Raw genomic sequence first — 23,593 nt, forward strand, 5'->3', positions numbered from 1 at the left:
TTTAACTTTAAGAATAATACGTCTAAAAATATGAATTTTAAATATTTTTTATTTCCCAAGTTAAATCACTCGGAATAAGATGCTGCAATACGGGTGTTAATGTATCTGCATTATTTCCACTTACATAACAAGAAATACGTAAATCTGAATAAAGTCCCTGTTCAAATAGTAACTCATTTTTTATTAAAATGCGGGATGTTTGTCGTGCTACAGCTTGCCCAGAATCAATTAATTTTAATTTTTCTGCAAAAATATACTGAATCGCAGGCTTCAAAAATGGGTAATGCGTACAACCCAAAACCAAATAATCTGCTTGTTGATCTACAGCAGGCTGTAATATTTTTTGTAATGTCGTTAAACATTCTTCGCTCATTTGTTCACCTGCTTCAACAAATGGCACTAACTCTAAACAAGTAATTGGAAGAACGGTAACATTGGCAGGAATAGCAAAACGCTCAACAACGTCTTTAATTAAATTTCCACGAAAAGTTGCAGGTGTTGCGAGCACAGCAACCGTTTTTGTTGTTGTTTGAAGCACAGCAGGTTTAAGCGCAGGCACCAAACCTATAATAGGAAAGTTTTCACCATAATGTTCGCGCAAATAATCTAAGCTAAATGCAGATGCTGTATTACAAGCTACTACCGCAACTTTACAACCTTTACGATATAACCATTCAATTGCATGCGCTGTCAGCTCACGAATATTTTGATCATCTCGTGGGCCATAAGGAACATTTGCCGTATCTGCATAATAAACAATATGTTCATTTGGTAAATGTCGTGCAATTTCTATTGCAATAGATAAGCCCCCTACGCCCGAATCAAAAATTCCGATAGGTGCATTAGCTTGCGCCTTATGCATCGGTTCATTTAAAGGACTAATAGGTTGAATAGCGGACATATCTTTACATTCAAAAGTGCGAAATAAGATGATTAAAGCTTAAACCTCAGGTTCCTAATTGCAAGTGTAAATCACCACTTTTTAATAATAAAAATGCATCACCCTGCTCATTTTCTTTTAACTCACCCATTTCAACCAAATGAAAAAAGGAAGATCTTTGAATTAATGCATTTATACCAAAGCGCACATGCACATAAGGACGCAACTCACCTTCATATTCACGCATAAAAATAGGATGGTCTTCATCTACAATAATGATGTCTTGCGTTGTGGTTTGAAGCTGAATATACGTTTTATGTTCTATTTCAACTAAATCGACCTGATTTACAAACAAAGGCTCATCTTCAACTTCAATTTCTATTTGCTCGACAGGTGTTTTTAAATAGAATTTTCCATCTTCTTTCCAAAGCACTGTAGAAAACAGTTCAATGAGTGGCTGTCTTTTAATCAATTGACCTTCGTGCCACCATTCGCCATTTGCTTTTATCTGCAAATTCATTGTGCCACAATGCTTTGGGTGCCATTGGTCTAAAGGTGGAATAGATTTTTTATGACCGTACTGTCCATCTTTTAAGTATTGTGCAATGCCCATTAAATTCTTATTATCAGAAATCGCTAGTTTTTTCGTCGGATTTGGTAAATTATTTTGATTAACCATAAATGAATGCCCTACAGACGGAAAAATAATATGATTCAGCCAATTGGCTAGATCACTGATTAAAACTATACTAGCGCACATTACAAAAGACACGATATATATTGTGTCTGGGTACAGATACTCATGGCAGCACCGAATTGAAAAATTACGGATGCCACCTTCGCTACTAATGAGGAGTCCGACATGGAACACATCGAACGTGAATCGATGGAGTTTGACGTAGTAATCGTAGGCGCAGGACCAGCTGGTCTTTCTGCAGCGATTAAAATTCGTCAACTTGCAATTGAAAACAACCTAAATGATCTTTCCGTTTGTGTCGTAGAAAAAGGCTCCGAAGTTGGTGCACATATTCTTTCTGGTGCTGTGTTAGAACCACGCGCAATAAATGAGTTGTTCCCGAACTGGAAAGCAGAAGGCGCTCCGCTTAACGTACCTGTGACAGAAGACAAAACTTACTTCTTAATGTCAGATGAAAAAGCACAAGAAGCACCACATTGGATGGTTCCAAAAACCATGCACAATGAAGGTAACTATGTTATTTCATTAGGTAACGTTGTTCGTTGGTTAGGTACAAAAGCAGAAGAATTAGAAGTTTCTATTTTCCCTGGTTTTGCCGCTTCAGAAATTCTTTATCACGAAGATGGTACTGTAAAAGGTATTCAAACCGGTGATATGGGTATTGGCAAAGATGGCGAACCTACGCATAACTTTGCACCAGGTTATGAACTGCATGCGAAATACACTATTTTTGCAGAAGGCTGTCGTGGTCATTTAGGCAAACGTCTTATCGCAAAATACGACCTAGACAAAGATGCCGATCCACAACATTACGGTATTGGTATTAAAGAGCTTTGGGAAATTGATCCTGCTAAACATAAAGCAGGTACAGTTATGCATGGCGCAGGTTGGCCTTTAAGCGAAACAGGTTCTTCTGGCGGTTGGTGGTTATACCACGCAGAAAACAACCAAGTGACTTTAGGTATGATTGTTGACCTTTCATACACCAACCCACACATGTATCCATTTATGGAAATGCAACGTTGGAAAACACATCCGCTAATTAAGCAATACCTTGAAGGCGGTAAACGTATTTCTTATGGCGCACGTGCTGTGGTTAAAGGTGGCTTTAACTCACTTCCTAAATTCACATTCCCTGGCGGTTCTTTAATTGGTGATGATGCAGGTTTCCTAAACTTTGCCAAAATTAAAGGCTCACATACGGCTATGAAATCTGGCATGTTATGTGGCGAGGCAGTATTTGAAGCAATTGCTGCTGGTGTTGAAAAAGGCGGTGATCTAGCTGTTGCTCGTGTAACTGAAGGTGAAGATTTCTTTGCTAAAGAATTAACGGCTTACACAGAAAAATTCAACAACAGTTGGTTAAAAGAAGAGCTTTACAGCGCTCGTAACTTTGGCCCTGCAATGCACAAATTTGGTCAATGGATTGGTGGTGCATTTAACTTCATCGACCAAAACGTATTTAAAGTACCATTTACAGTTCACGATTTAATTCCTGACTTTAGTGCTTTAAAAACTGTTGATGCCGCTAACTTCAAGCCAAACTATCCTAAGCCAGATGGCAAGCTTACATTTGACCGTTTGTCTTCAGTATTTGTATCTAACACTGTACATGAAGAAAATCAGCCTGCTCACTTGAAACTGACAGATGCGTCTATTCCTGTAAATGTAAACTTACCAAAATGGGATGAGCCTGCTCAACGCTATTGCCCTGCTGGTGTTTATGAAATTATGGAAGAAAACGACGGTTCTAAGCGTTTCCAAATTAATGCAGCAAACTGTGTTCACTGTAAAACTTGTGACATTAAAGACCCATCTCAAAACATTACTTGGGTAACACCTGAGGGTGGCGGTGGTCCTAACTACCCTAACATGTAATGTCCTTGCGGCAGATAAAACTATGTTTTACCTACCTCATCTTGCGAAGCAGTGCTTCTCATATCCAAATATGTAATTTGGATCAAATCATATAATAAAAAATCCCTGCCAAGTGCAGGGATTTTTTATAGCTTAAAAAGCTTTAGCCTTTTTTTACTAAATAATGGAATTCTTTATTGCCATCTTCATCTAATTTTTCTTCTTGAAGTAATAATTCATGTCCTAAATGCATACAGAATTTTGGAATATCCCAAGAGGTAGAATTATCTGTAGCAAAAACTTCAACCACATCGCCAGATTTAGACTTACGAATGGCTTGATGCAACATCATGACAGGTTCAGGACAACGTAAACCACGTGTATTTAATTGAATACTGGGTTCAATAAATGAATCAGACATCATAAAACTCAAAAATTTAGACTGTTTATATTCTAGCATAAAGCGCGAATTCTCTATGTAACACAAACTGTTGCGTAATTGAAAAGCGCTACACAAAAATTATGGATATACAACTATTTAATAGGTAGACATCAATATTTTCTTCAGTATGATAAAATTACATTTTTGATATTTTAAGAGTCTTCAGGAAAGATCATGCACGACGAATCAAGCCCATCGTGGGGAATGCGTGGCTTACGCAAATGGTTAGGTACGGCACCAGAAACTCGCGATGAGCTACTAAAATTAGTACAAGATTCACGTCGGTTTTTAGAACCAGACACCGTTGCAATGCTTGAAGGTGTTTTAGACCTTCCTGCAACAAAAATTCGCGAAGTTATGACTCCGCGTACTTCTATGATTAGCTTACAAGAAGATGATGAGTTACTTGATATTTTACATGTGCTTGTAGAATCGGCACATTCACGTTTTCCTGTATTCTCTTCTGACCAACCCGACAATGTTGTGGGTATTTTATTGGCAAAAGATCTTCTGCCATTTCTAACAGAACCAAATACAAAAGTGGATATTCGCGCATTAATGCGTCAACCGCTATTTGTTCCTGAAAGTGCGCGTTCAGACCAAGTTCTACGTATGCTTAAAAACACACAAACGCATATTGCAATTGTGATTGATGAATATGGCACAACGTCTGGCTTAGTCACACTTGAAGATATTCTAGAAGAAATTGTCGGTGAAATTGAAGATGAACACGACAAAATTGATGAAGAAGCACAGTACATCATTCCAGATGAAGATCCTAAAACAGCAAATACGTGGATTGTTCAGGCACTCACACCAATTGAACATTTTAACGATGTTTTAAGTTCTGAGTTCTCAGATGATGAAGTTGAAACTGTTGGTGGCTTATTACTACAAGAAATTGGTTTAGTAAGCGACTTAGAAGGTCAAGTTGTTGAAATTGATAACTGGGAATTTACAATTCTAGAAGCAGATTCACGTACCATTCACCTCATAAGAGCCAAACGTAAATGAGGACATCTTTTAATAAGTTGTTAAAACCATCTGAACAACAAGAACAATTGCCTTTAATTTACCCTTTGCTCATTTCATTATTAGCAGGGGGAGTTTTTAGTTTTGCCCTAGCACCTTACCATTATTGGTGGCTTGCTATTTTATCGCCTGCCCTACTTTATGCGACCTTACGCAACCGCAGTCCAAAGCATGCTGCTTTAATTGGTTGGGCTTATGGTTTTGGCTTATGGTTTGTTGGCGCATTTTGGCTTTATACCTCCATCCATGTTTATGGCGATACCAACTCTGCTTTGAGTGTGCTTCTCATTGCTCTCATGGCAATTACGATGGGACTGTTTACCGCAGTTCAAACTTGGGTATATAGACGCTTTTTCCCAGAAACACCATTAACATTTGCACCACTTTGGGTGTTCTTTGAATGGGCAAAAACTTGGGTATTTACAGGCTTCCCTTGGCTTTTTGCAGGTTATGCATTCACAGAACGCTTCTTAGATAATTACGCACCGCTATTTGGTATTTTTGGCGTTTCATTCGTTGTTATTATTTTAGCATGTGCTTTAGTTGAAATTATTCAAAAACGTGTATTTTGGATTATTCCTTCTGCAATATTGCTGATCGGTGCATTTGCAGCATCTTTCATTCAATTTGTCACACCAAAAAATGAAATGCCGTTATCTGTTTCATTGGTTCAAGGAAATATTCCACAAGACCGAAAATGGTTAGCAGAATACCAAGTTAAAACTTTAGAAATTTATACAGATTTAACTTCAAAAGAATGGGGTCGTGACCTAATTGTTTGGCCAGAATCTTCCATTCCAATGCCACAAACTGAAATTCAACCTTTCTTGAATTCTATGGCTTACCAAGCAAAAAATATGAATTCAGCTTGGGTCACAGGCATTATTTATATAGATCCTAAAACATCTCAGCAAGAAAACCGCCTCATGTACTACAACAGTATTATGGCGTCTGGACACGAAGCTGAGGGACTGTATAAAAAGCAACGCTTAGTTCCTTTTGGTGAATATATTCCATTATCAGGCTTATTGGCTTGGGTTTTACCTGCAATGCAAAATGACCCTTCAATGGCTGGTTTTTCTCGTGGAGATAACAATCAACACGCACTGTCTATTAAAAACCATAAATTAGGTGCTGCAATTTGCTATGAAGTTGCTTATCCAAATTTAACCAGACGTAATGCACAAAATAGCGATTTCTTAATTACGGTATCAAATGATGCTTGGTTTACAGGAACCGCTGGCCCTCAACAACATTTACAAATGGTACAAATGCGTGCCAAAGAAAATGGCCGTTGGTTCATACGTGCAACGAATACAGGCGTAACTGCCTTTATTAATGAACAGGGACAAATTGTTAAACGCGCACCAATGGATGAAGCAATCGTATTACGTGGTGATTTACCTGCAATGCAAGGTGAAACGATTTACACACGTTTAAGCGACTGGCCTGTGCTGATCTTCTCTGCCCTTCTACTTTTATTGGGCTTAAAATTCCGCCCACGTAAAATTGATGTGTCGTTTAAATCTAGACGTTAAAGAAAAATTTATTTAGAAAATAAAAAAACCGAGATCATGTCTCGGTTTTTTATTGAAATAGATTTAAATGTGAGCAACTAAATAAGAAATCATCGCTGCAAGTGAAATCATAGGTACATAACTGTATAAACCAATCATTCGTTGTTCAAACGCTGTTGTTTCTTGTTGTTTTAATTTTAATACTGTTGCTTGCAATGCAGACCAAAAGCTCAAAATAAACAATGAACTTAGTAAGCTTAATGCAAAAAAGCCAACCATAATTTGGCTACTACCTTCTGTAGATTGCCAAACATGTAAAATACCTTGGCTCAATGGAAGTATGCTTAAAATTAAAAGAACAGATTTCAGCACAGACCAATGAAATAGATTGATTTCATCTGACAAAATTAATGCTTTCATACCATCCTCCTTCAGCAAATTGGTTACCATGTAGACATTATGCAAGGTTTTAAATAAATAGAAAGTCTATATTTCTTCACATTTTCCGATTATTGTAATCAATACATATGGGAATAATTCTTATTATAAATACCACAAACAATTATTATATTTAATCAATAATAAACAATTACTTATATTATAAATAGATACTGATATTTATTATCATTTACCATTAAATTGAATTATCCAATAAAGAAAAATGATATATCCCATAAAAACTGAATATAGAATTATTCCCATTTAAATAAATAAGAACACTCATCTCTAATTCAAAGTTTTTCACAATCTGCAGTATCACTAATAGTAAAAAATCACGTTATTTGGCACTTAAAATATCGACATACAAGAGCACACATTTTTTCATATATAGGTCTTGATAATTTTTCTATTTCATATATGATTACCTCAACTAGAAAAATTCTTGTTTAGTAACCTTCTTTAAGTATCGCAGTTTTAGTCATAATCCTTCGTTTTTTCAGATATTAAACTTTCTGTATTTTTCAAAGTTATTATCAGCCACCTTAAAATGGCTACAGTCATCAAATTTATGTAGGATATATCATGTCTAACACAGTTACTGGTACAGTAAAATGGTTCAACGAAACTAAAGGTTTCGGTTTCATTCAACAAGAATCAGGTCCAGACGTTTTTGCTCATTTCAGCGAAATCACTGGTTCAGGTTTCAAAACTTTAGCTGAAGGCCAAAAGGTTTCTTTCAGCATCGCTCAAGGTCAAAAAGGCCCGAACGCTGTAAACATCGTTGCTCTTTAATTAGCAATGAATAAAAAAAGCACTTTATAGTGCTTTTTTTTCGTCTGTACTTTTTACAATGACAACTTAAATATATATAGCTCACTCCCTGTCACAACAACCAAAACTATAATTTCTCTTTGCGTAGTTGCATTCAACGACTAAAATCATTCATATTCCTTACTGAGCACTTCAATTTTCACGCATCAAAATTTAATATCACATTCAAATAAAAAGGACTTCATTCAGCATTATGCAAAATGTCTATTCAAACAGTTCAGGCACTCATCGTATTCGCGTTGCTGTCCCTGTTTATTTATACGATTGTTTTGACTACATGCTCAGTCCTGAACAGTATCAACAAGTTGAAGTTGGAGCGCGTGTTTTAGTTTCATTCGGGCGTCAAAACTTAGTTGGTATTGTGATGGAAAAACTTCCATTAGATGCACCTATTGATCCTGCTTTTAAACTCAAAGCAATTACAGAATTATTAGATGATCGTGCAATCTTAGATACAAATGTTTTAAAGCTACTCACTTGGTCTGCACAGTATTATCAATTTCCAATTGGTGAAGTAATGCAAGCCGCATTACCAACCTTACTTCGCCAAGGTAAGCCTGCCGATATTCTTGCAAGAGTCTGGAATTTATTAGATTTAGATGCTGAGAGTAAACTTAAACGCTCCGAGAAACAGCAAGAAGCTTATAAAATTTTAAAACTTCATCCTGTTGGAACAACTGAGAGTGTTCTAAACTTAGCAGGAATTGAAACAAGTACTTTAAAAGCATTAGAAAAAAAACAAATTTGCGAATGTATTTTAGAGAAACAAGATTTATCTCCTGTACCTGTAAGTATGGCTCAAATGCCATTAACAGCAAATCCTGATCAAAAAAATGCGATAGATACTATTTTGAAATATCAAAATAAATATCAGGCTTTTTTACTCGATGGCTTAACAGGCAGTGGTAAAACTGAAGTTTATTTACAAATCATGCAGGAAGTATTAAAAAAAGGGCAACAAGTTTTAGTCCTTGTACCTGAAATTGGACTCACACCACAAACTGTTAGCCGTTTCCAATCTCGCTTTCATTGCAATATTGCCCTACTACATTCTGGCTTAAATGACACCAAACGCTTACAAGCATGGCAACATGCTCAAGCAGGAAAAGCATCTATTATTTTGGGAACGCGTTCTGCAATTTACACCCCGCTTCCTAATTTAGGCTTAATTATTTTAGATGAAGAACATGATCTTTCATTTAAACAACAAGAAGGTTTCCGCTACCACGCACGTGATGTCGCTTTATACCGTGCCCATTTAGAAAGTTGCCCTATTATATTAGGCTCAGCAACACCAAGTATTGATAGTTATGCTTTGGTTGATCAAGGCAAAATGAAAAAGTTAGAGCTGAACCAACGTGCAGGTTCGGCTATCATGCCTAAAATTCATGTGCTCGATTTAAAAATCGCTCAAAAACAGCATGGTATTAGCCAAGCTTTAATTCAAGAAATACAAAAAAGATTAGAAAAAAAAGAACAAGTTTTAATTTTTCTAAATCGTCGTGGTTATGCACCCGTGCTTATTTGCGATAGTTGTGCTTGGCAAGCTAAATGCCCAAATTGCGATGCTAATTTCACTTTACACAATAAGCCTTATCTACATTTACACTGTCATCATTGTGGAACAATTCATAGAAAACCCGACCAATGTCCGCAATGTAATCACACAGAATTAAAACCTATTGGCATGGGAACAGCAAAAGTTGAAGATCACTTAAATAAATTATTCCCTGACTTTGACGTGATTCGAGTAGATCGCGACTCTACAAGTCGTGTTGGAAGTTGGCAGAAAATTTATGATCGCATTCAAACCAGTGAACCTGTCATTTTATTGGGCACACAAATGCTCGCAAAAGGACACCACTTCCCTTATGTCACTTTGGTTGCCATTTTAGATATAGATTCAGGCTTATTAAGTGTAGATTTCCGTGCACCTGAACGTACAGCACAACTGATTGTTCAGGTTGCAGGTCGTGCGGGTCGTGGAGAACGTAAAGGTGATGTTTATTTACAAACATTACGTCCAGATCATCCTTTATTAAATACTTTAGTTAAGGAAGATTACCGCCAATTTGCACAGCAAACTTTAGCTGAACGAAAAATGGCTTTACTCCCTCCTGCTCGTTACTCAGCACTTATTCGCTGTGAATCAAAAAGCCAAGATATTAATCAAGACTTCCTCAAACAGCACGCTCAATTACTACGTGATAACTCAGAAAACCTAATTGATATTTGGGGCCCAATTCCTGCTCCAATGGAAAGAAAAGCGGGCCGCTTTCAAGCACATATGGTTTTGTTATCGACAGATAGAGCCAGATTACATTTTTATATTCGCCAATGGTGGCAAAACATGTTGCAACAAAAGCCATCTGGCATGAAACTAAGCTTAGATATAGACCCTCAAGAACTCAGCTAAGTTAGCATCAAACCACTTAAGCTTTTTTAGGACAGCGCATGTCATTATTGTTGCAAATTACCATTTTTCTTGGAGCATCTTTAGTTTTTGTACCTTTGCTCAAGCGCTTTGGTATTGCAACAGTACTCGGCTATTTATTTACAGGTGTTGTGCTAGGACCAAGTGTTTTCAATATTGCAAATGACCCTGAATCTATTCAAAAGCTTGCAGAGTTTGGCGTCATCTTATTGATGTTCATTATTGGTTTAGAGCTACGACCACAACGCTTATGGGAACTTCGTAAATCTATTTTTGTAATCGGTAGTGCTCAAGTTGCTATTACAGGCATTATTCTAGCAGCAGTAACATTATTCGCATTAAACCAAAATTTATCTGCAAGCATTGTTATTGGTTTTGCATTGGCTCTTTCATCTACTGCCTTTGCTCTGCAACTACTCAATGAAAAACAAGAATTAAATACAACACACGGTCAGCAATCTTTTTCTATTTTGCTCTTTCAAGATATTGCTGCCATTCCTCTAATTGCAATTATTCCACTACTTGCAGGCAATAATTCTGTACATCATGGTGTCGCTTATTTCGCTGCAATTATCGCAACATTTACAGGTTTATTTTTATTTAGTCGCTATTTAATGCGCCCATTTTTCCGCTTTGTTGCAAAAAGTGGCGCACATGAACTTATAACAGCAGTCGGACTATTTATTGTTTTAGCTGTTGTCTCTTTAATGGATGTTTTAGGTATTAGCACCACGCTTGGTGCATTCTTAACAGGTGTTCTTTTAGCAGACTCAGAATTCCGTCACGAATTAGAAGCAAGTATTGCCCCATTTAAAGGCTTATTACTTGGCTTATTCTTTATGACTGTAGGCATGACCACACAACTGTCTTTATTAGTCGATATGCCATGGCTAATTATTGGTGGAACAATTGCCTTACTCATCATAAAAATAATTTCATTAACTGCAATTGCACGCTATTTCAAATATTCATGGCGTAATAGCTTATTACTTGCAGCTTGCTTAGCCCAAGGTGGTGAGTTCGCATTTGTTATATTTAACGTTGCGCAAAGTGAACAAGTACTTAGCCAGGCCATGATTCAACCGCTCACACTTATTGTGACTTTATCTATGGTTTTAACTCCAATTTTATATTGGCTGATTAACCGTTTTATTATTCCGCTATTCGATAAAAAAATAACGCCTGTTTATGATGAAATTCCCAACACAAACATACCGATGATTATTGCGGGTTTTGGTCGTTTTGGACAAATTATTGCACGTGTTGCGCACTTACAACATTTACCTTTTACCGCAATTGATATTAGTTTAGAAAAAGTAGATTTCGTTAGAAAATATGGCGGTAAAGTTTATTATGGCGATGCAACTCAACCTGACATCTTACGTTCTTCAGGGATTGAGCATGCTAAAGTTTTTGTTTTAGCAATTGATGATATTGAAGATTCAATGAATATCGCACGTCATATTCGCCTAAATTATCCAGATTTAAAACTCTTGGTTCGTGCGCGTGATCGTCATCATGTTCATTTATTAAGAGATTTAGGAATTGAACATATTTGGCGTGAAACTTACTTATCTTCATTAGGCATGGCGTATCGCGTACTTTGTGATTTAGGAATTAGCGAAAACGATGCTTATAAAAGTATTGAATTATTCCGAGATTACGATGAAAAATCTTTGGCACAACAACAACGTGTCTATACAGATGAAGAAAAAATTTATGAATCACATCGTAATGCCTTAGCAGAACTTGAACATTTATTTGAAAATGATGCAATCACACGAGAAACCACAACAGGTGTCGACTTAAAACGTGGATTAGAAGCGCATCGAATTGATGTTACTCATGATGAATCTAAATGACTTGTGTTTTAAAATATCGTCACCATTAAGTTAGGGTTATGGAGAAATTTATGTCTGATTTACGTCAACGCTTTTATATTGAAGATAGCCCTATTCGTGGTGAAGTTGTTCATCTTGAAGAAGCTTTGCAAATAATCCTTGCACAACGTGACTATGCACCTGCAATTCAAATTTTGTTGGGTGAAATGCTGAGTGCAACTGCATTACTTGCAAGCACCTTGAAAATTAAAGGACGCATTAGTCTTCAAATTCAAGCTTCAGGTGCACTGCAATGGGCAATGGCTGAATGTAACCATTTGGGTGAAGTTCGTGCTTTAGCTGACTATGAATCGGACCCTATTTTTGAACATGCTGAAGATAGCAGCACGGTATTTAAAACGCTTGTAAGCCCTGTTCTATTTATTAATATTGAACCTGAATTTGGCGAACGCTACCAAGGTATTGTTCCTTTAGATAAGCCCAATTTAGCAAGTTGCTTAATGCAATATTATGATCTCTCTGCACAGCTTCCAACACGCATTAGCTTAGCAAGTAATGGCCAACGTTCAGGTGGCTTACTCATTCAATTATTACCACGTAATAATGAAGAAGAACAAAAAATTGTAGATGAAGATTTATGGCCACGTATGACAATGTTGACATCAACATTGAAAAAAGATGAGCTCACAGATCTTCCTGCAACAGAAATTCTTTATCGTTTATACAACGAAGAAGACGTTCGTTTGCCAGATGCTGAACAACTTAAATTTGGTTGCACATGTTCTAAAGAACGCTGTGAAACCGCGCTCGAACAAATTGGTGTAAATGCTGTTCGTGAAACTTTAGAACATCAAAACCCAATTGAAATGGATTGCCAATTCTGTAATACCCGCTATCAATTTACAGCAGAAGAAGCACTCGCTCTTTTTGGCGAACATTTAAGTTAAGTTTCTCTATAAAAAAGGATGATTTTTGTCATCCTTTTTTATTTGCCTAAAATTAAAACAATAAAACACCACTTATGTGAATAGCTTAACAATTCCCGTGTTTCTTCATGTTTTAAATAATGAAAAGAACGCTATAAATACGCCTTATTTATTTTTATAGATTGTTTAGAAAAATCGATCTTATAATTTTAGGCTCACTCTCCCATGTATAGAAAGTTTCTTAAGCCAATAAGCATATTAGGTATCGCTTTACTCTCAAATTACAGCTTTGCAAATATAGATCCACTTATTGGAAAGTGGAGAACAATAGATGAACGCACTGGCTACTCACTGTCAGATATACAAATCAGCAAGATGAAAGATGGCTCTTACAAAGCCACAATTATTGAAATACGTGCTGCTCCAGGTGCCCCTCTTGTTAGTACATGCACTCAATGCAAGGGGCAGTTTAAAAACAAACCGCTTGTCGGATTTTTAACGCTATATAACCTAAAAGCATCCAGCAAAAATAAACTAGAATTTAGCAATGGAACATACAGAGATCCAAAAACAGGTCTTGAATATAAAAGTCATGTTCGACTGAGCAACAACGGCAAACACTTGAGTTTACGCAATACTCTACCAAACAGTACGATTGGTCGTAACTTAACATGGGTAAAATATTAAGAAATTTTAATGAATTAGATAAATTTTTTATGTACTTTTTTGTCACATTTAGAAACAATAAGGTACAGTTTTGCAATACTGTAATATGTAAAAATCGCTTAATAATAATTCAAATTAGAGGATTTATACCTCTTATTGCATCTAACTAATAAGCAAATAAAAGGCTTATAAAATAGTAAAAAATACCGTTATATATGTGACATATATATTCTAAATATGTCATCCCAATCACTCAGATGAGGGTTTAAATGGCTTATGAACACTAAGGAATGCAATAAAAAACTAAAACATATGTTCCCCGAATTTCGGGAGATCATACAAAAATTACGTGAAGACAATCCTCACTTTGCCAAGATTTTCGAAGAGCATGAAATCTTAGATAAAGAAATTAATCATCTAGAGCAGAATCCTGTAAATTTAATTAACGATTCTATAGAAAGCTTAAAACGCAAAAAACTAAAGCTTAAAGATGAAATGTATCGGCTATTGAGTCATTTTAAATCTGAACTGAATGTCTAAATACATAAAAAATTAAGAATATTAAAACCGTATATTCAGTAATATGAATATACGGTTTTATATAAATTTAAATATTAAAAAAATCTTACATACTCGCAACACAATCACTTATATTTTTTATGTCTTTTCTTACCCAAAGTGCTAATCTTAAATTATAAACAGAAATAAACACTGCCTAAATTTAGTTTATTAGGCATCTTTTTCAAGCTCGATGAGGTAATGCAATGTTCCCAGAATATCGTTCGTTAATTAGTAAACTCAAACAAAGTAATGCGCATTTTTCAAAAATTTTTGAAGAACATAATGCACTAGATCATGAAATTATTCGTTTAGAAAAAGACCCTGTTACCAGTAATGTCGAGGACATCGATTTACTAAAAAGAAAGAAACTCAAACTTAAGGATGAGCTTTATGTCATGCTTAAACAAGCTGAAACATCTACCGAATAATCTCTAATTTATAAACACCCACAATAAAAAAGCCCGCATTATGCGGGCTTTTTAAACAATTAAAACTTCAAACAATTATGCTTGTTCGATGTCTTTCATTGTTAATTTAATACGGCCACGGTTATCTACATCCGCAACTTGTACTTTAACTTCTTGACCTTCTTTCAACACGTCTGCAACGTTCGCAATGCGTTCGTTAGAGATTTGAGAAATATGAAGTAAGCCATCTGTACCTGGAAGGATGTTTACGAACGCACCAAATTCAACGATACGGATAACTTTACCTACATAAAGTGTACCTGGTTCGATTTCAGCAGTAAGTGCTTGGATTTTAGCAACCGCAGCAGCAGCAGCAGCTTTAGTTTCACCAAATACGCGAACTGTACCGTTATCTTCAATATCGATTGCAGCTTTAGTTTCTTCAGTGATCGCACGAATAGTCGCGCCGCCTTTACCAATTACATCACGGATCTTATCTGGGTTGATATTGATCACTTGGAATGTAGGCGCATGCATAGAAATTTCAGAACGAGCGCGTGAAATTACTTGGTTCATTTCGTTCAAGATGTGCATACGACCAGCATAAGCTTGGTTTAATGCAGACTCCATGATCTCTTCAGTAATACCTTCGATCTTGATGTCCATTTGAAGTGCAGTAATACCGTTTGCAGAACCTGCTACTTTAAAGTCCATATCGCCTAAATGATCTTCATCACCTAAGATGTCAGAAAGAACTGCGAAACGCTCGCCTTCTTTCACAAGACCCATCGCGATACCAGCAACTGGTGCTTTAAGTGGAACACCTGCATCCATAAGTGATAATGAAGCACCACAAACAGAAGCCATTGAAGATGAACCGTTAGATTCTGTGATGTCTGATACGATACGAATTACATACGGGAAGCGGTCAGCTGCAGGAAGAACTGCCTGAACACCACGACGTGCCAAACGACCATGACCAATTTCACGACGTTTAGGACCAGATTCACGACCAGTTTCACCTACAGAGTATGCAGGGAAGTTGTAGTGAAGCATAAAGTTATCAGTTTTCGTACCCGCTAATGTATCTACCATTAACGCATCACGAGTATTACCCAAAGTTGTTGTTACTAACGCTTGAGTTTCACCACGCGTGAACAATGCAGAACCATGAGCGCGATCTAATACACCAACTTGTACGTCGATTGCACGAACAGTTTTAGTATCACGACCATCAATACGTGGCTTACCAGATAAGATGTTGTCACGTACTGTACGGTATTTAAGGTCTTCGAATAATTCGTCAACTTCAGCTGCAATACCTGTTTCATCTTCTTCAGGAACGAACTGAGCAACTGCTTCAGCATGAAGTGCATCAAGCGCTGCATAACGATCTTGTTTAACAGCAATTGTATATGCTTCAGAGATTTTAGCTTCGAAAGCTTCTTTTAATTTAGCAAGAAGTTCTTCGTTTTTAACTGGAGCAACCCAAGTAGATTCAACCGCGCCTGCAGCTGCAGCAAATTCTTTAATTGCTTGAATCGCGATTTGCATTTCGTCATGACCAAACAATACAGCACCAAGCATTTGGTCTTCTGAAAGTTCTTTCGCTTCAGATTCAACCATAAGTACTGCAGATTCTGTACCCGCAACAACAAGATCAAGATCAGAATCTTTCATTTGTTCGTGGTTAGGGTTAAGAATGTATTCACCATTGATTAAACCAACGCGTGCACCACCAACTGGGCCACGGAATGGAACACCAGCAATTGACATGGCAGCTGAAGTACCAAGCATTGCAGCAATATCGGCATCCATAGTTTTGTCAGAAGAAATAACAGTCGCTGTTACTTGAATTTCGTTGTAGAAACCTTCTGGGAATAATGGACGAATTGGACGGTCAATAAGACGTGAAATTAAAGTTTCAGCTTCAGATTGACGACCTTCACGCTTACCATAACCACCTGGGATACGACCCGCAGCATATTGTTTTTCTTGGTAGTTAACTGTTAATGGAAAAAAGTCTTGACCTGCTTTTGCTTTAGGCTGAGCCACAATAGCAACAAGAACTTGTACGCCACCCATAGTAATTACAACAGTGTTCGCCTGACGTGCAACGCGACCTGTTTCTAAAATTACATTATGTTGACCATATTGGAATTCTTTACGAATAATATTAAACATTGACATGTATTTTTGTTTCCCGAAATTATTCTAGTGGAGACCCCTAAGGTTTGGCATTCACAACAACTAAAAATAGTCTTGCAGTATAAATGACAAAGCTTAGAAGCCGACCTCACCAGAATCAAACATACTAATTTTAAACACAAAGAAGGAGCGAACATTCGCCCCTTCCCCATTATCTAGCCGAGACTAGATATTCTTTTGTTTTCTGTACTAGAGCAAATAACATGCAATAATTCGAAAAACAAAGCTTAAATCGAATTAACGACGTAAACCTAAAGCAGCAATCAAAGCGCTGTAACGAGTAGCATCTTTACCTTTAAGGTAATCAAGAAGCTTACGACGTTGGTTAACCATACGGATAAGACCGCGACGGCTATGATGGTCGTGTTTGTGCTCTTTGAAGTGACCTTGTAAATCATTGATTTGAGCAGATAAAAGTGCTACTTGAACTTCTGGAGAACCAGTGTCGTTTTCAGCGCGAGCGAATTTTGCAATGATCTCTGCGCGATCTGCGTTTGTTAAAGCCATTCGATTTCTCCGAGATGCTTATATTGGTTTCATTTGATACGAATCAAACTGGTTCTTCAAAACCAATTTGACTGCCGTGCATCACTACAGCAAGTTAAGCATTTTAAGGGAAAAAGCATTGAATTGCAAAAGAGAAATTTGATGTCTATTTAATCAACTCAAGCTATAAAATAAAAATGTAGAGATACATACAAAAACCACAAAAGGTACACACTTTCACCGAATATCAACATTTTGTTAATTTATTTATGAGTACTACCTATATATATTAACAATTAAATAAATAAAGCGGCTTGGGCAAGCCCAAACCGCTTTATTCGTGCGCTGTATTTTCTTCTTTTATCGTTCTTGTTATTTTATTTATTTTTATTCTTTAATGCTTTACGCATTTTTTAGTTATAAATACATATATCACAAGTGATGTATGTATTAAGTTGATGAAGTTATTTTGACAGATTTTAAAATGTGATCAATTAGACATTTTCGTATTAATTTGTAAGTTTTTACTTACAGCGAGTGACTTATTTTTATAATTATATTTTGGACAAAGAAAAACCTTGTAGTCTCTCCCAAAACTACAAGGCTTAGCGGCTGTAAGTTTCCTCTTTCACCTACTTCAATGTAAGCTCGTTGTCTAATGACGTTATTCTTATTCTTTTACGATTATGTTTAGCAATCCTTGCTAAACTTGTTGTACGAAGTAATCTTCTCAAAAATAATGGCATAGCTCTATACGCCAATCTCCTGAATTCGTGTAAGCCATTTCGTACAAAATTTAAAAAAGCATTTAAAATCAGCCATTAATTTTTAAAAATTGTTCAATTTATTTTGTAGTCCACTTCTTCTAGAGGTTTTTACCATTAATGCTTGTAACAAAGATTGCTGATCGGCCAATACACTCACCGCAGCTTTTGCACGTGTAATTGCTGTATAAATCAACTCTTTGCTTAATAAAGTTTGTGCCGCCTGATCTAAAACAACCGTAGTATGCGTAAATTCTGAACCTTGTGATTTATGAATAGTTAATGCAAATGCGGTTTCAATATTTTTCGGTAACCGTGTTGCAAGCACCCATTTTTCTAAGCTCGGGAAATAGACATTAAACTGTGCTTTTCCATCTTTCATTTGCTTAAAACAAATTCCAATATCACCATTAGATAAACCCAGTTGATAGTCGTTATAGGTCATCATCACAGGGCGTCCAACATACCAATCACCCTGCTTCATTATGTTTAATTGCGCTAAAACTCGCTGTTCAATTTGATAATTAATTTGCGCTAAACCAAATGCACCATGACGTATTGCCGTTAAAATTCTATAGTCATCAAAAATTTGAACGATAGAGTTTACGAGTAAATCAGGCTCATCACTTTCTAAATATTGTTTTAGTGCTTTTACATAAGATGTATAACCTAACATCAACTTGTCATAATACGTAGTTAAGTCTGATTGATTTGAAAGCTCTGAAGGTAAATATTCCAAATTCACCTGATCTTGCATACCCTTAGATAAAATAATTTCTGATAATTTAGTTGGTTGTACAACCGCTTTATGAAAAGCATCTAAAATAGAATCTATAGATTGATGATCATGCGATTGTTGAATAAATTTCGCCATTTCACCAATTAAAGCACCTTCTTTAAATCGACGACTTGTCACTAAATTTACAAAGTTATCTTTAAACGATTCTACTTGCTGTAAATCTGCCAACACAGAACCTACATCTACTGAAGCAAGCTGATTTGCATCGCCTAATAAAATAAGTCGGGCGTGATCTGGTATTGCAGCAAACAGCATGTTCGCCAAATTCAAATCAAGCATTGAAGCTTCATCGACCACAATCACATCGTAAGGCAATGGTTGTTTTTCATGAAAACGTGGTTGATGGCTATTACCCAAACCTAAAAGTCGATGAATGGTAATGGGTGTAAGCCGTTTTAAATCATCACTTAATAAATCTTGTAGTTTTTCATCTTCAAAAGATTTCTGAAGTGCCTCTTTCATTCGCTGTGCAGCCTTACCTGTGGGTGCTGCCATTGCAATTCGAATGTCTGAAATTTCTTGATTGAGCACAGCAATAATACGTGCCAAGGTGTAGGTTTTACCTGTACCTGGCCCACCTGTAATAATACTAAAACCATTTTCAGCCACCATTTCTAGGGCTTTCTTTTGATAGGTATCTTCTAATAAATCATGATATTTATTCAGTGAAATAGCGGAAACTTTTTGATTTTTTAAACGTTGTACTTGCTGACAAAGTTCGTACTCTAATGCCCAATAACGGTATAAATATAAATACTGATTATCATGAACAAAAGGCGCTATATTTTGGTTAGAAACATCATTTTCATGAATCACTAAGCCATTTAAAGCTTCAACATCTTCTAGATTTAAGCTTATACAGCTATCGCCCTGCGTTGCAGCTTCTAAAACATCTTGCATAATTTTTGTGGAATTTTCCGTTTTTTCTGCATGATTAAACGGCGACTTTATTAAAAAATCACTCCAGATTTGAAACCATTCTACAGCTTGGCTTTCAGGTTGTTGTTTAATCGTTCCACGCTTGTTTTCCACACAATTATCCTCAAAGTTATCCACAGACTAATATCATGTTTAATCAACTCTTTTTTTAATGAATTAGACTTTTTCGAGTAGTTTATCGACAGTAAAACTGCCTAATATAGAATCAAGTCGCAAAATAAATTCTGTATCAGGTTTCCAGTAGTGTATGCCTTGCAATTTTTCGCCATTCATCCCTCTTAAATATAGATAACTTGCGCCACCCAAATGTTGATGAATATCGTAATTTTCCATTTGTGCTGTTAAATAACGGTGCAAAGCAACCAAATACAAACCTGCCTGTAACCAATAACTCGCTTGCGACATACTCTTCTGAATTTCCTCAATATTATATTGAGATTGGTCTGTACCTAAAAAATTACTTTTATAATCGGCGATTTGATATTGCTTACCATCAAAATAAACCAAGTCGATAGATCCTGTTAAATAACGTGCCGAATTTGTCTCATTCAACTCGAGCATTTCAATACCGTATTCTGCGAATAACTGATAAATCCGTTTTGTTGCTAAGACATGATCTGACAATGACAAATAAAATGGAAACTCAGACAAATGATTTTCCGAACTTAACTGATTAAGCTGAAAATCATCATGTAATGGCGTAGTTAAAACTTCTTTAAGCCATTCAGCCATTAAAGCAATGAGTTGATCTTCCGTACCGTCAGTAAATTCTTGATGATATTTTTCAGAAAGCTCTAACAATAAACTTGGATAATCATTTTTAAAACGACGATGAATTTCTAACGACCATTCACTCGTATCTTGAAAATTGATATGTTCAAAAATTTCATGTAAGAAATTACCTGCCAATGTTCCCATTGGAAAATTACGCTTAATCCATGAAATGGGTTGAGTCGTTATGGTTTCAATTTCAGGAAGGACATTGATTTCATCTTCAGCACTTTCCATTTTTTCAGTTTTAGCCGCCAAAGCATCTATGGCTTGTTTACGGGTTAAATGTTGCGCCAAAGCACTGAAACTGGTTTTTGTTCTAGGATAAAAACGTTGTGTTGGAAATTGCTGTGCTTGTAAAGATTTCGGTTCTACATCTGATGCTTTAAGCGCTAATGGACGCTCGGTAAGTAGCGGTTCATCTACACTAAAAGGATGCTGAAAAACATCTGCACCTTGACCACGCCAAAATGCCAAACCTGTATTCGACTTTCCTTTTACATCCTGCAACATGGCATAAACACGATAACTTGCACGAGTTAAAGCCACATACCATAAACGATGCTGTTCGGCTTCTGCTCGTTCATTGTGTTGACCAACATCTTGTTCTGAAACAATGAGTTCATTATTAACCGCCACAACACGTTGCAGTTCAGTTTTACCTGTTTGTGGATTGAATTGTTCAACTGTGGAAAAGTTTAAAGTTTTCCCCATTTCACGAAAGTCTTTATCTGCACCCAGTAAAAAGACAATTTTAAACTCTAAGCCTTTAGATTGATGAATGGTCATCAACTGAACGCCTGCCTCATTCGACAGTTTTCGTTCAAGCTCCCACTCTCGTTCACTTGGCGATTGAAGCTGCTTTAAATACCAATGATACAGACTTTGAGCACCTTGATATTGCTCACTATGTTGACTGAGCAGCTCAGTTAAATGGCGTAAATTTACGACCGATCGCTCATTGTCTCGGCTTTGTGTGGCAACTAAGTTTTCCCAAATTCTGAATAAATTCAGCGCATATTGCCATGCAGTTAAAAAGCCTTTTTCTAACCACATTTCACGTATTAAATCGAAATCATAAATAAAGGAACTTAAACCTTCAGCCTGCTGTTCAAGTTCTATCAGTTGTTGCAAATTGAAGTTTAAGAGCCTGCTGAGTAAAGCTCGCTTAATTTTTCCTTCATCATAAGGATGCATAATTGCCGTTAAAAAAGCGCCAACATCTTTAGCAACTTGACTGTCAAAAACACTGCGCTTAGATGGACGATTCACCTTAATTCCCAAGCGCTCCAACTCATATTGGGTTTTATCTAAACCATCGTGATTTTTAGATAAAACCGCAATGTCATCGGCAATTAAATAATGTGGTGATACTTCATCTAAATATAATTTTTTCTCAATTCCTTGATTGAGCAAGTCACGAATTTTCCATGCAACTTGAATAGCTTCCGTGCTTTTATCTTCAAGCATTAACCAGCGTAAAGGTTGATGATTTTTACCATGTTCATCGATCAATGCAGGATGCGGACGTAAACCTGCTTCAACTAAACTATAAAAAACGTTTTCGCCAAAATCCATTTGGCGTTGAAATAATGCATCTACAACTTCAACCAATTCTTTGGTTGAACGATGGTTATATTTCAAACTATAAAAATGCCCTTTTTTGGCAATAATATCGGCACGGGCTTTGTTATAGGTCAACATATCTCCGCCACGAAAGCCATAAATAGCTTGTTTCGGGTCACCGACCATAATCATACAACCTTGCATATAGCGCTTTTGATCACGCCAAATTTGTGCCAGCATGTTGTCTTGGTCTTGGTTGGTATCTTGAAATTCATCGACCAAAATTAATGGATATTTCGCTTGTACAAACTGTGCAAACCGTTGCCCTTGAACACCTTGTAAAGCTTCAGATAAAGTTCGAATTTGCTGTGCGAATGTCGTTTCACCTTTTTGTTGTAAGACTTGAGGTAAGCGCTTTTTCACTTGCTGACTTAAGGTAAATTTTAAGTAAGCATCAAGTACATCTAAATTAATATTCAGTTGAGATAATTCTTCAAAAAATGCTTTTAATGCTTTAATCACCACATGATTATTAAAATTTTCAAGCACATCTTCAGCACATTTATTGAGTGCTTTTTTGGTAGATAATTCAGTTAAATATTTAATGGTTTGCTCAAAATGAGGAGCGAATAATGCATAACTTCGTTGCTCTGCCAAAGCCGTTAAAAGTTCAGGTAAATACGTGGTTAACGTCTTTTGCATCAAGTCATCTGTACGCCACTTTTTTACCACAATAGAATTGTACTGACCATCTGGCAGATAATATTCTCTTAAAGTTGCAACTTGGCTTAAATCCAGTTTTAGCAATTGATCAATAGCTTTTTCAAACCCGTCTAAATCAATTTTTGGCGCTTCAATTTCTTGAAATTGTGCCGATGCGAAATTTAAAGTGTTTTCCACAACTGCAACATAATGATCCACAGATTTTAGTTTTTTCTGTAAAAGTAGATAATTTACGACATCTTGTGGCTGCTCCTGAATCCATTCACGCAAAGCATCGTGAATAAGTTGCAAGGTATAGCTTTTCGCATCATCGGTAATTTCAGCACGTTCAATTTTTCCACTTTCAAATGCAAATTCACGTAATAGTTTTTGACTAAAACTATCGAGTGTTCCTACAAAAAGTTCATCAAGCTGATCAATCACCAATTTTAAACGACCACTTGCATAATCAACTTGCGTTGCATAATCACTTAAAACTTTCTTATATAAAGGATCTTTTTCTTGCTGAATAAAGGTTTGAATTTCTGCATCAATTGAATGCTGAAACTTCTCAAAAAAGCGTAAAGTATCGACCAAACGCATTCGAATACGTGACTTTAATTCTGCGGCAGCTTTTCGTGTAAATGTGGTTGCAATCACTTGATTTGGTAAATATGAACCCAGAAAAATACGCACCATTAAACTTGAAAGCGTAAAGGTTTTTCCTGTACCTGCCGAAGCTTCAATCCAATGTAAACCCTGAAATTGCATATCTACAATTGGGTCAAAAGAAAGCTGTTGTGATTCTTGAGGATGATTCATTTAA

General features: G+C 36.4%; 18 protein-coding genes. 10 read left to right on the forward strand and 8 right to left on the reverse strand.

Annotated features, from left to right (window positions below; genetic code table 11):
- Positions 1–37: 37 nt before the first annotated feature.
- Together murI and SKM54_RS07535 are read right to left on the reverse strand one after the other, a co-directional pair.
- Positions 38–901 carry a glutamate racemase gene (murI, locus tag SKM54_RS07530; RefSeq protein ID WP_321095025.1) on the reverse strand — a complete coding sequence of 288 codons (864 nt, stop codon included), beginning with the start codon at positions 899–901 and terminating at the stop codon, positions 38–40.
- 46 nt (positions 902–947) lie between these two features.
- Complete coding sequence (locus SKM54_RS07535) at positions 948–1,559, reverse strand: DUF1285 domain-containing protein (protein ID WP_154772044.1); 612 nt, start codon at positions 1,557–1,559, stop codon at positions 948–950.
- A 183-nt stretch (positions 1,560–1,742) separates the two neighbouring features.
- Between SKM54_RS07535 and SKM54_RS07540 the strand changes: the two genes are divergently transcribed.
- Positions 1,743–3,455 (forward strand): electron transfer flavoprotein-ubiquinone oxidoreductase, encoded by a 1,713-nt coding sequence (locus tag SKM54_RS07540; RefSeq protein WP_321095027.1) that lies wholly within the window; start codon positions 1,743–1,745, stop codon positions 3,453–3,455.
- A 142-nt stretch (positions 3,456–3,597) separates the two neighbouring features.
- On the opposite strand, the gene tusA is transcribed toward SKM54_RS07540, so the two are convergent.
- On the reverse strand, positions 3,598–3,855 hold the full coding sequence (tusA, locus tag SKM54_RS07545; protein WP_154772042.1) for a sulfurtransferase TusA: 258 nt from the start codon (positions 3,853–3,855) through the stop codon (positions 3,598–3,600).
- Positions 3,856–4,050: 195 nt separating this feature from the next.
- Here tusA and SKM54_RS07550 point away from each other — a divergent pair, with 195 nt between their 5' ends.
- Together SKM54_RS07550 and lnt are read left to right on the forward strand one after the other, a co-directional pair.
- The gene (locus SKM54_RS07550) at positions 4,051–4,890 is read left to right on the forward strand and encodes an HlyC/CorC family transporter (RefSeq protein ID WP_154772041.1); all 840 of its coding nucleotides are present in this window, start codon (positions 4,051–4,053) and stop codon (positions 4,888–4,890) included.
- Complete coding sequence (gene lnt, locus SKM54_RS07555) at positions 4,887–6,446, forward strand: apolipoprotein N-acyltransferase (protein ID WP_321095028.1); 1,560 nt, start codon at positions 4,887–4,889, stop codon at positions 6,444–6,446. Before SKM54_RS07550 ends, lnt begins: the two co-directional genes overlap by 4 nt.
- A gap of 63 nt (positions 6,447–6,509) precedes the next feature.
- On the opposite strand, the gene SKM54_RS07560 is transcribed toward lnt, so the two are convergent.
- Positions 6,510–6,845: a hypothetical protein gene (locus SKM54_RS07560; protein ID WP_321095029.1), complete on the reverse strand. Its 336-nt coding sequence runs from the start codon at positions 6,843–6,845 to the stop codon at positions 6,510–6,512.
- A gap of 603 nt (positions 6,846–7,448) precedes the next feature.
- Here SKM54_RS07560 and SKM54_RS07565 point away from each other — a divergent pair.
- The 7 genes from SKM54_RS07565 to SKM54_RS07595 all read left to right on the forward strand — a co-directional run bounded on the left by SKM54_RS07565 (position 7,449) and on the right by SKM54_RS07595 (position 14,553).
- A complete protein-coding gene (locus SKM54_RS07565) occupies positions 7,449–7,658 on the forward strand; it encodes a cold-shock protein (RefSeq protein ID WP_154772038.1) in 210 nt (69 codons plus the stop codon).
- Between the two features lie 232 nt (positions 7,659–7,890).
- Positions 7,891–10,113: a primosomal protein N' gene (locus tag SKM54_RS07570; protein ID WP_321095030.1), complete on the forward strand. Its 2,223-nt coding sequence runs from the start codon at positions 7,891–7,893 to the stop codon at positions 10,111–10,113.
- 38 nt (positions 10,114–10,151) lie between these two features.
- The gene (locus SKM54_RS07575; protein ID WP_321095031.1) at positions 10,152–11,993 is read left to right on the forward strand and encodes a monovalent cation:proton antiporter-2 (CPA2) family protein; all 1,842 of its coding nucleotides are present in this window, start codon (positions 10,152–10,154) and stop codon (positions 11,991–11,993) included.
- Positions 11,994–12,043: 50 nt separating this feature from the next.
- Complete coding sequence (gene hslO, locus SKM54_RS07580; RefSeq protein ID WP_321095032.1) at positions 12,044–12,919, forward strand: Hsp33 family molecular chaperone HslO; 876 nt, start codon at positions 12,044–12,046, stop codon at positions 12,917–12,919.
- Positions 12,920–13,123: 204 nt separating this feature from the next.
- Positions 13,124–13,585 carry a DUF2147 domain-containing protein gene (locus SKM54_RS07585; RefSeq protein WP_154772034.1) on the forward strand — a complete coding sequence of 154 codons (462 nt, stop codon included), beginning with the start codon at positions 13,124–13,126 and terminating at the stop codon, positions 13,583–13,585.
- A 255-nt stretch (positions 13,586–13,840) separates the two neighbouring features.
- A complete protein-coding gene (locus SKM54_RS07590) occupies positions 13,841–14,104 on the forward strand; it encodes a YdcH family protein (protein WP_154772033.1) in 264 nt (87 codons plus the stop codon).
- 224 nt (positions 14,105–14,328) lie between these two features.
- Positions 14,329–14,553: a YdcH family protein gene (locus SKM54_RS07595; RefSeq protein ID WP_154772032.1), complete on the forward strand. Its 225-nt coding sequence runs from the start codon at positions 14,329–14,331 to the stop codon at positions 14,551–14,553.
- A 75-nt stretch (positions 14,554–14,628) separates the two neighbouring features.
- Here the strand turns inward: SKM54_RS07595 and pnp are convergent, their stop codons facing one another.
- The 4 genes from pnp to SKM54_RS07615 all read right to left on the reverse strand — a co-directional run bounded on the left by pnp (position 14,629) and on the right by SKM54_RS07615 (position 23,589).
- Positions 14,629–16,716 carry a polyribonucleotide nucleotidyltransferase gene (gene pnp, locus SKM54_RS07600; protein ID WP_171501202.1) on the reverse strand — a complete coding sequence of 696 codons (2,088 nt, stop codon included), beginning with the start codon at positions 16,714–16,716 and terminating at the stop codon, positions 14,629–14,631.
- Positions 16,717–16,977: 261 nt separating this feature from the next.
- A complete protein-coding gene (rpsO, locus tag SKM54_RS07605) occupies positions 16,978–17,247 on the reverse strand; it encodes a 30S ribosomal protein S15 (RefSeq protein WP_154772030.1) in 270 nt (89 codons plus the stop codon).
- Between the two features lie 807 nt (positions 17,248–18,054).
- Positions 18,055–19,821, reverse strand: a complete 1,767-nt coding sequence (recD, locus tag SKM54_RS07610) for an exodeoxyribonuclease V subunit alpha (protein ID WP_407061298.1) — start codon at positions 19,819–19,821, stop codon at positions 18,055–18,057.
- Positions 19,822–19,884: 63 nt separating this feature from the next.
- Positions 19,885–23,589 carry a UvrD-helicase domain-containing protein gene (locus SKM54_RS07615; RefSeq protein WP_321095033.1) on the reverse strand — a complete coding sequence of 1,235 codons (3,705 nt, stop codon included), beginning with the start codon at positions 23,587–23,589 and terminating at the stop codon, positions 19,885–19,887.
- Positions 23,590–23,593 lie beyond the last annotated feature (4 nt).

This window comes from Acinetobacter faecalis, assembly GCF_034187745.1.
GTDB lineage: Bacteria > Pseudomonadota > Gammaproteobacteria > Pseudomonadales > Moraxellaceae > Acinetobacter > Acinetobacter faecalis.

What these genes read in the sequence shown, in the direction of transcription:
- SKM54_RS07590 (WP_154772033.1), top strand. Translation starts at nt 13,841, where the DNA reads ATGAACACTAAGGAATGCAATAAAAAACTAAAACATATGTTCCCCGAA.
- tusA (WP_154772042.1), bottom strand. Translation starts at nt 3,855, where the DNA reads ATGTCTGATTCATTTATTGAACCCAGTATTCAATTAAATACACGTGGT.
- hslO (WP_321095032.1), top strand. Translation starts at nt 12,044, where the DNA reads ATGTCTGATTTACGTCAACGCTTTTATATTGAAGATAGCCCTATTCGT.
- rpsO (WP_154772030.1), bottom strand. Translation starts at nt 17,247, where the DNA reads ATGGCTTTAACAAACGCAGATCGCGCAGAGATCATTGCAAAATTCGCT.
- SKM54_RS07595 (WP_154772032.1), top strand. Translation starts at nt 14,329, where the DNA reads ATGTTCCCAGAATATCGTTCGTTAATTAGTAAACTCAAACAAAGTAAT.
- SKM54_RS07550 (WP_154772041.1), top strand. Translation starts at nt 4,051, where the DNA reads ATGCACGACGAATCAAGCCCATCGTGGGGAATGCGTGGCTTACGCAAA.
- lnt (WP_321095028.1), top strand. Translation starts at nt 4,887, where the DNA reads ATGAGGACATCTTTTAATAAGTTGTTAAAACCATCTGAACAACAAGAA.
- SKM54_RS07540 (WP_321095027.1), top strand. Translation starts at nt 1,743, where the DNA reads ATGGAACACATCGAACGTGAATCGATGGAGTTTGACGTAGTAATCGTA.
- SKM54_RS07535 (WP_154772044.1), bottom strand. Translation starts at nt 1,559, where the DNA reads ATGGTTAATCAAAATAATTTACCAAATCCGACGAAAAAACTAGCGATT.
- pnp (WP_171501202.1), bottom strand. Translation starts at nt 16,716, where the DNA reads ATGTTTAATATTATTCGTAAAGAATTCCAATATGGTCAACATAATGTA.
- SKM54_RS07565 (WP_154772038.1), top strand. Translation starts at nt 7,449, where the DNA reads ATGTCTAACACAGTTACTGGTACAGTAAAATGGTTCAACGAAACTAAA.
- SKM54_RS07575 (WP_321095031.1), top strand. Translation starts at nt 10,152, where the DNA reads ATGTCATTATTGTTGCAAATTACCATTTTTCTTGGAGCATCTTTAGTT.
- murI (WP_321095025.1), bottom strand. Translation starts at nt 901, where the DNA reads ATGTCCGCTATTCAACCTATTAGTCCTTTAAATGAACCGATGCATAAG.
- SKM54_RS07560 (WP_321095029.1), bottom strand. Translation starts at nt 6,845, where the DNA reads ATGAAAGCATTAATTTTGTCAGATGAAATCAATCTATTTCATTGGTCT.
- SKM54_RS07615 (WP_321095033.1), bottom strand. Translation starts at nt 23,589, where the DNA reads ATGAATCATCCTCAAGAATCACAACAGCTTTCTTTTGACCCAATTGTA.
- SKM54_RS07585 (WP_154772034.1), top strand. Translation starts at nt 13,124, where the DNA reads ATGTATAGAAAGTTTCTTAAGCCAATAAGCATATTAGGTATCGCTTTA.
- SKM54_RS07570 (WP_321095030.1), top strand. Translation starts at nt 7,891, where the DNA reads ATGCAAAATGTCTATTCAAACAGTTCAGGCACTCATCGTATTCGCGTT.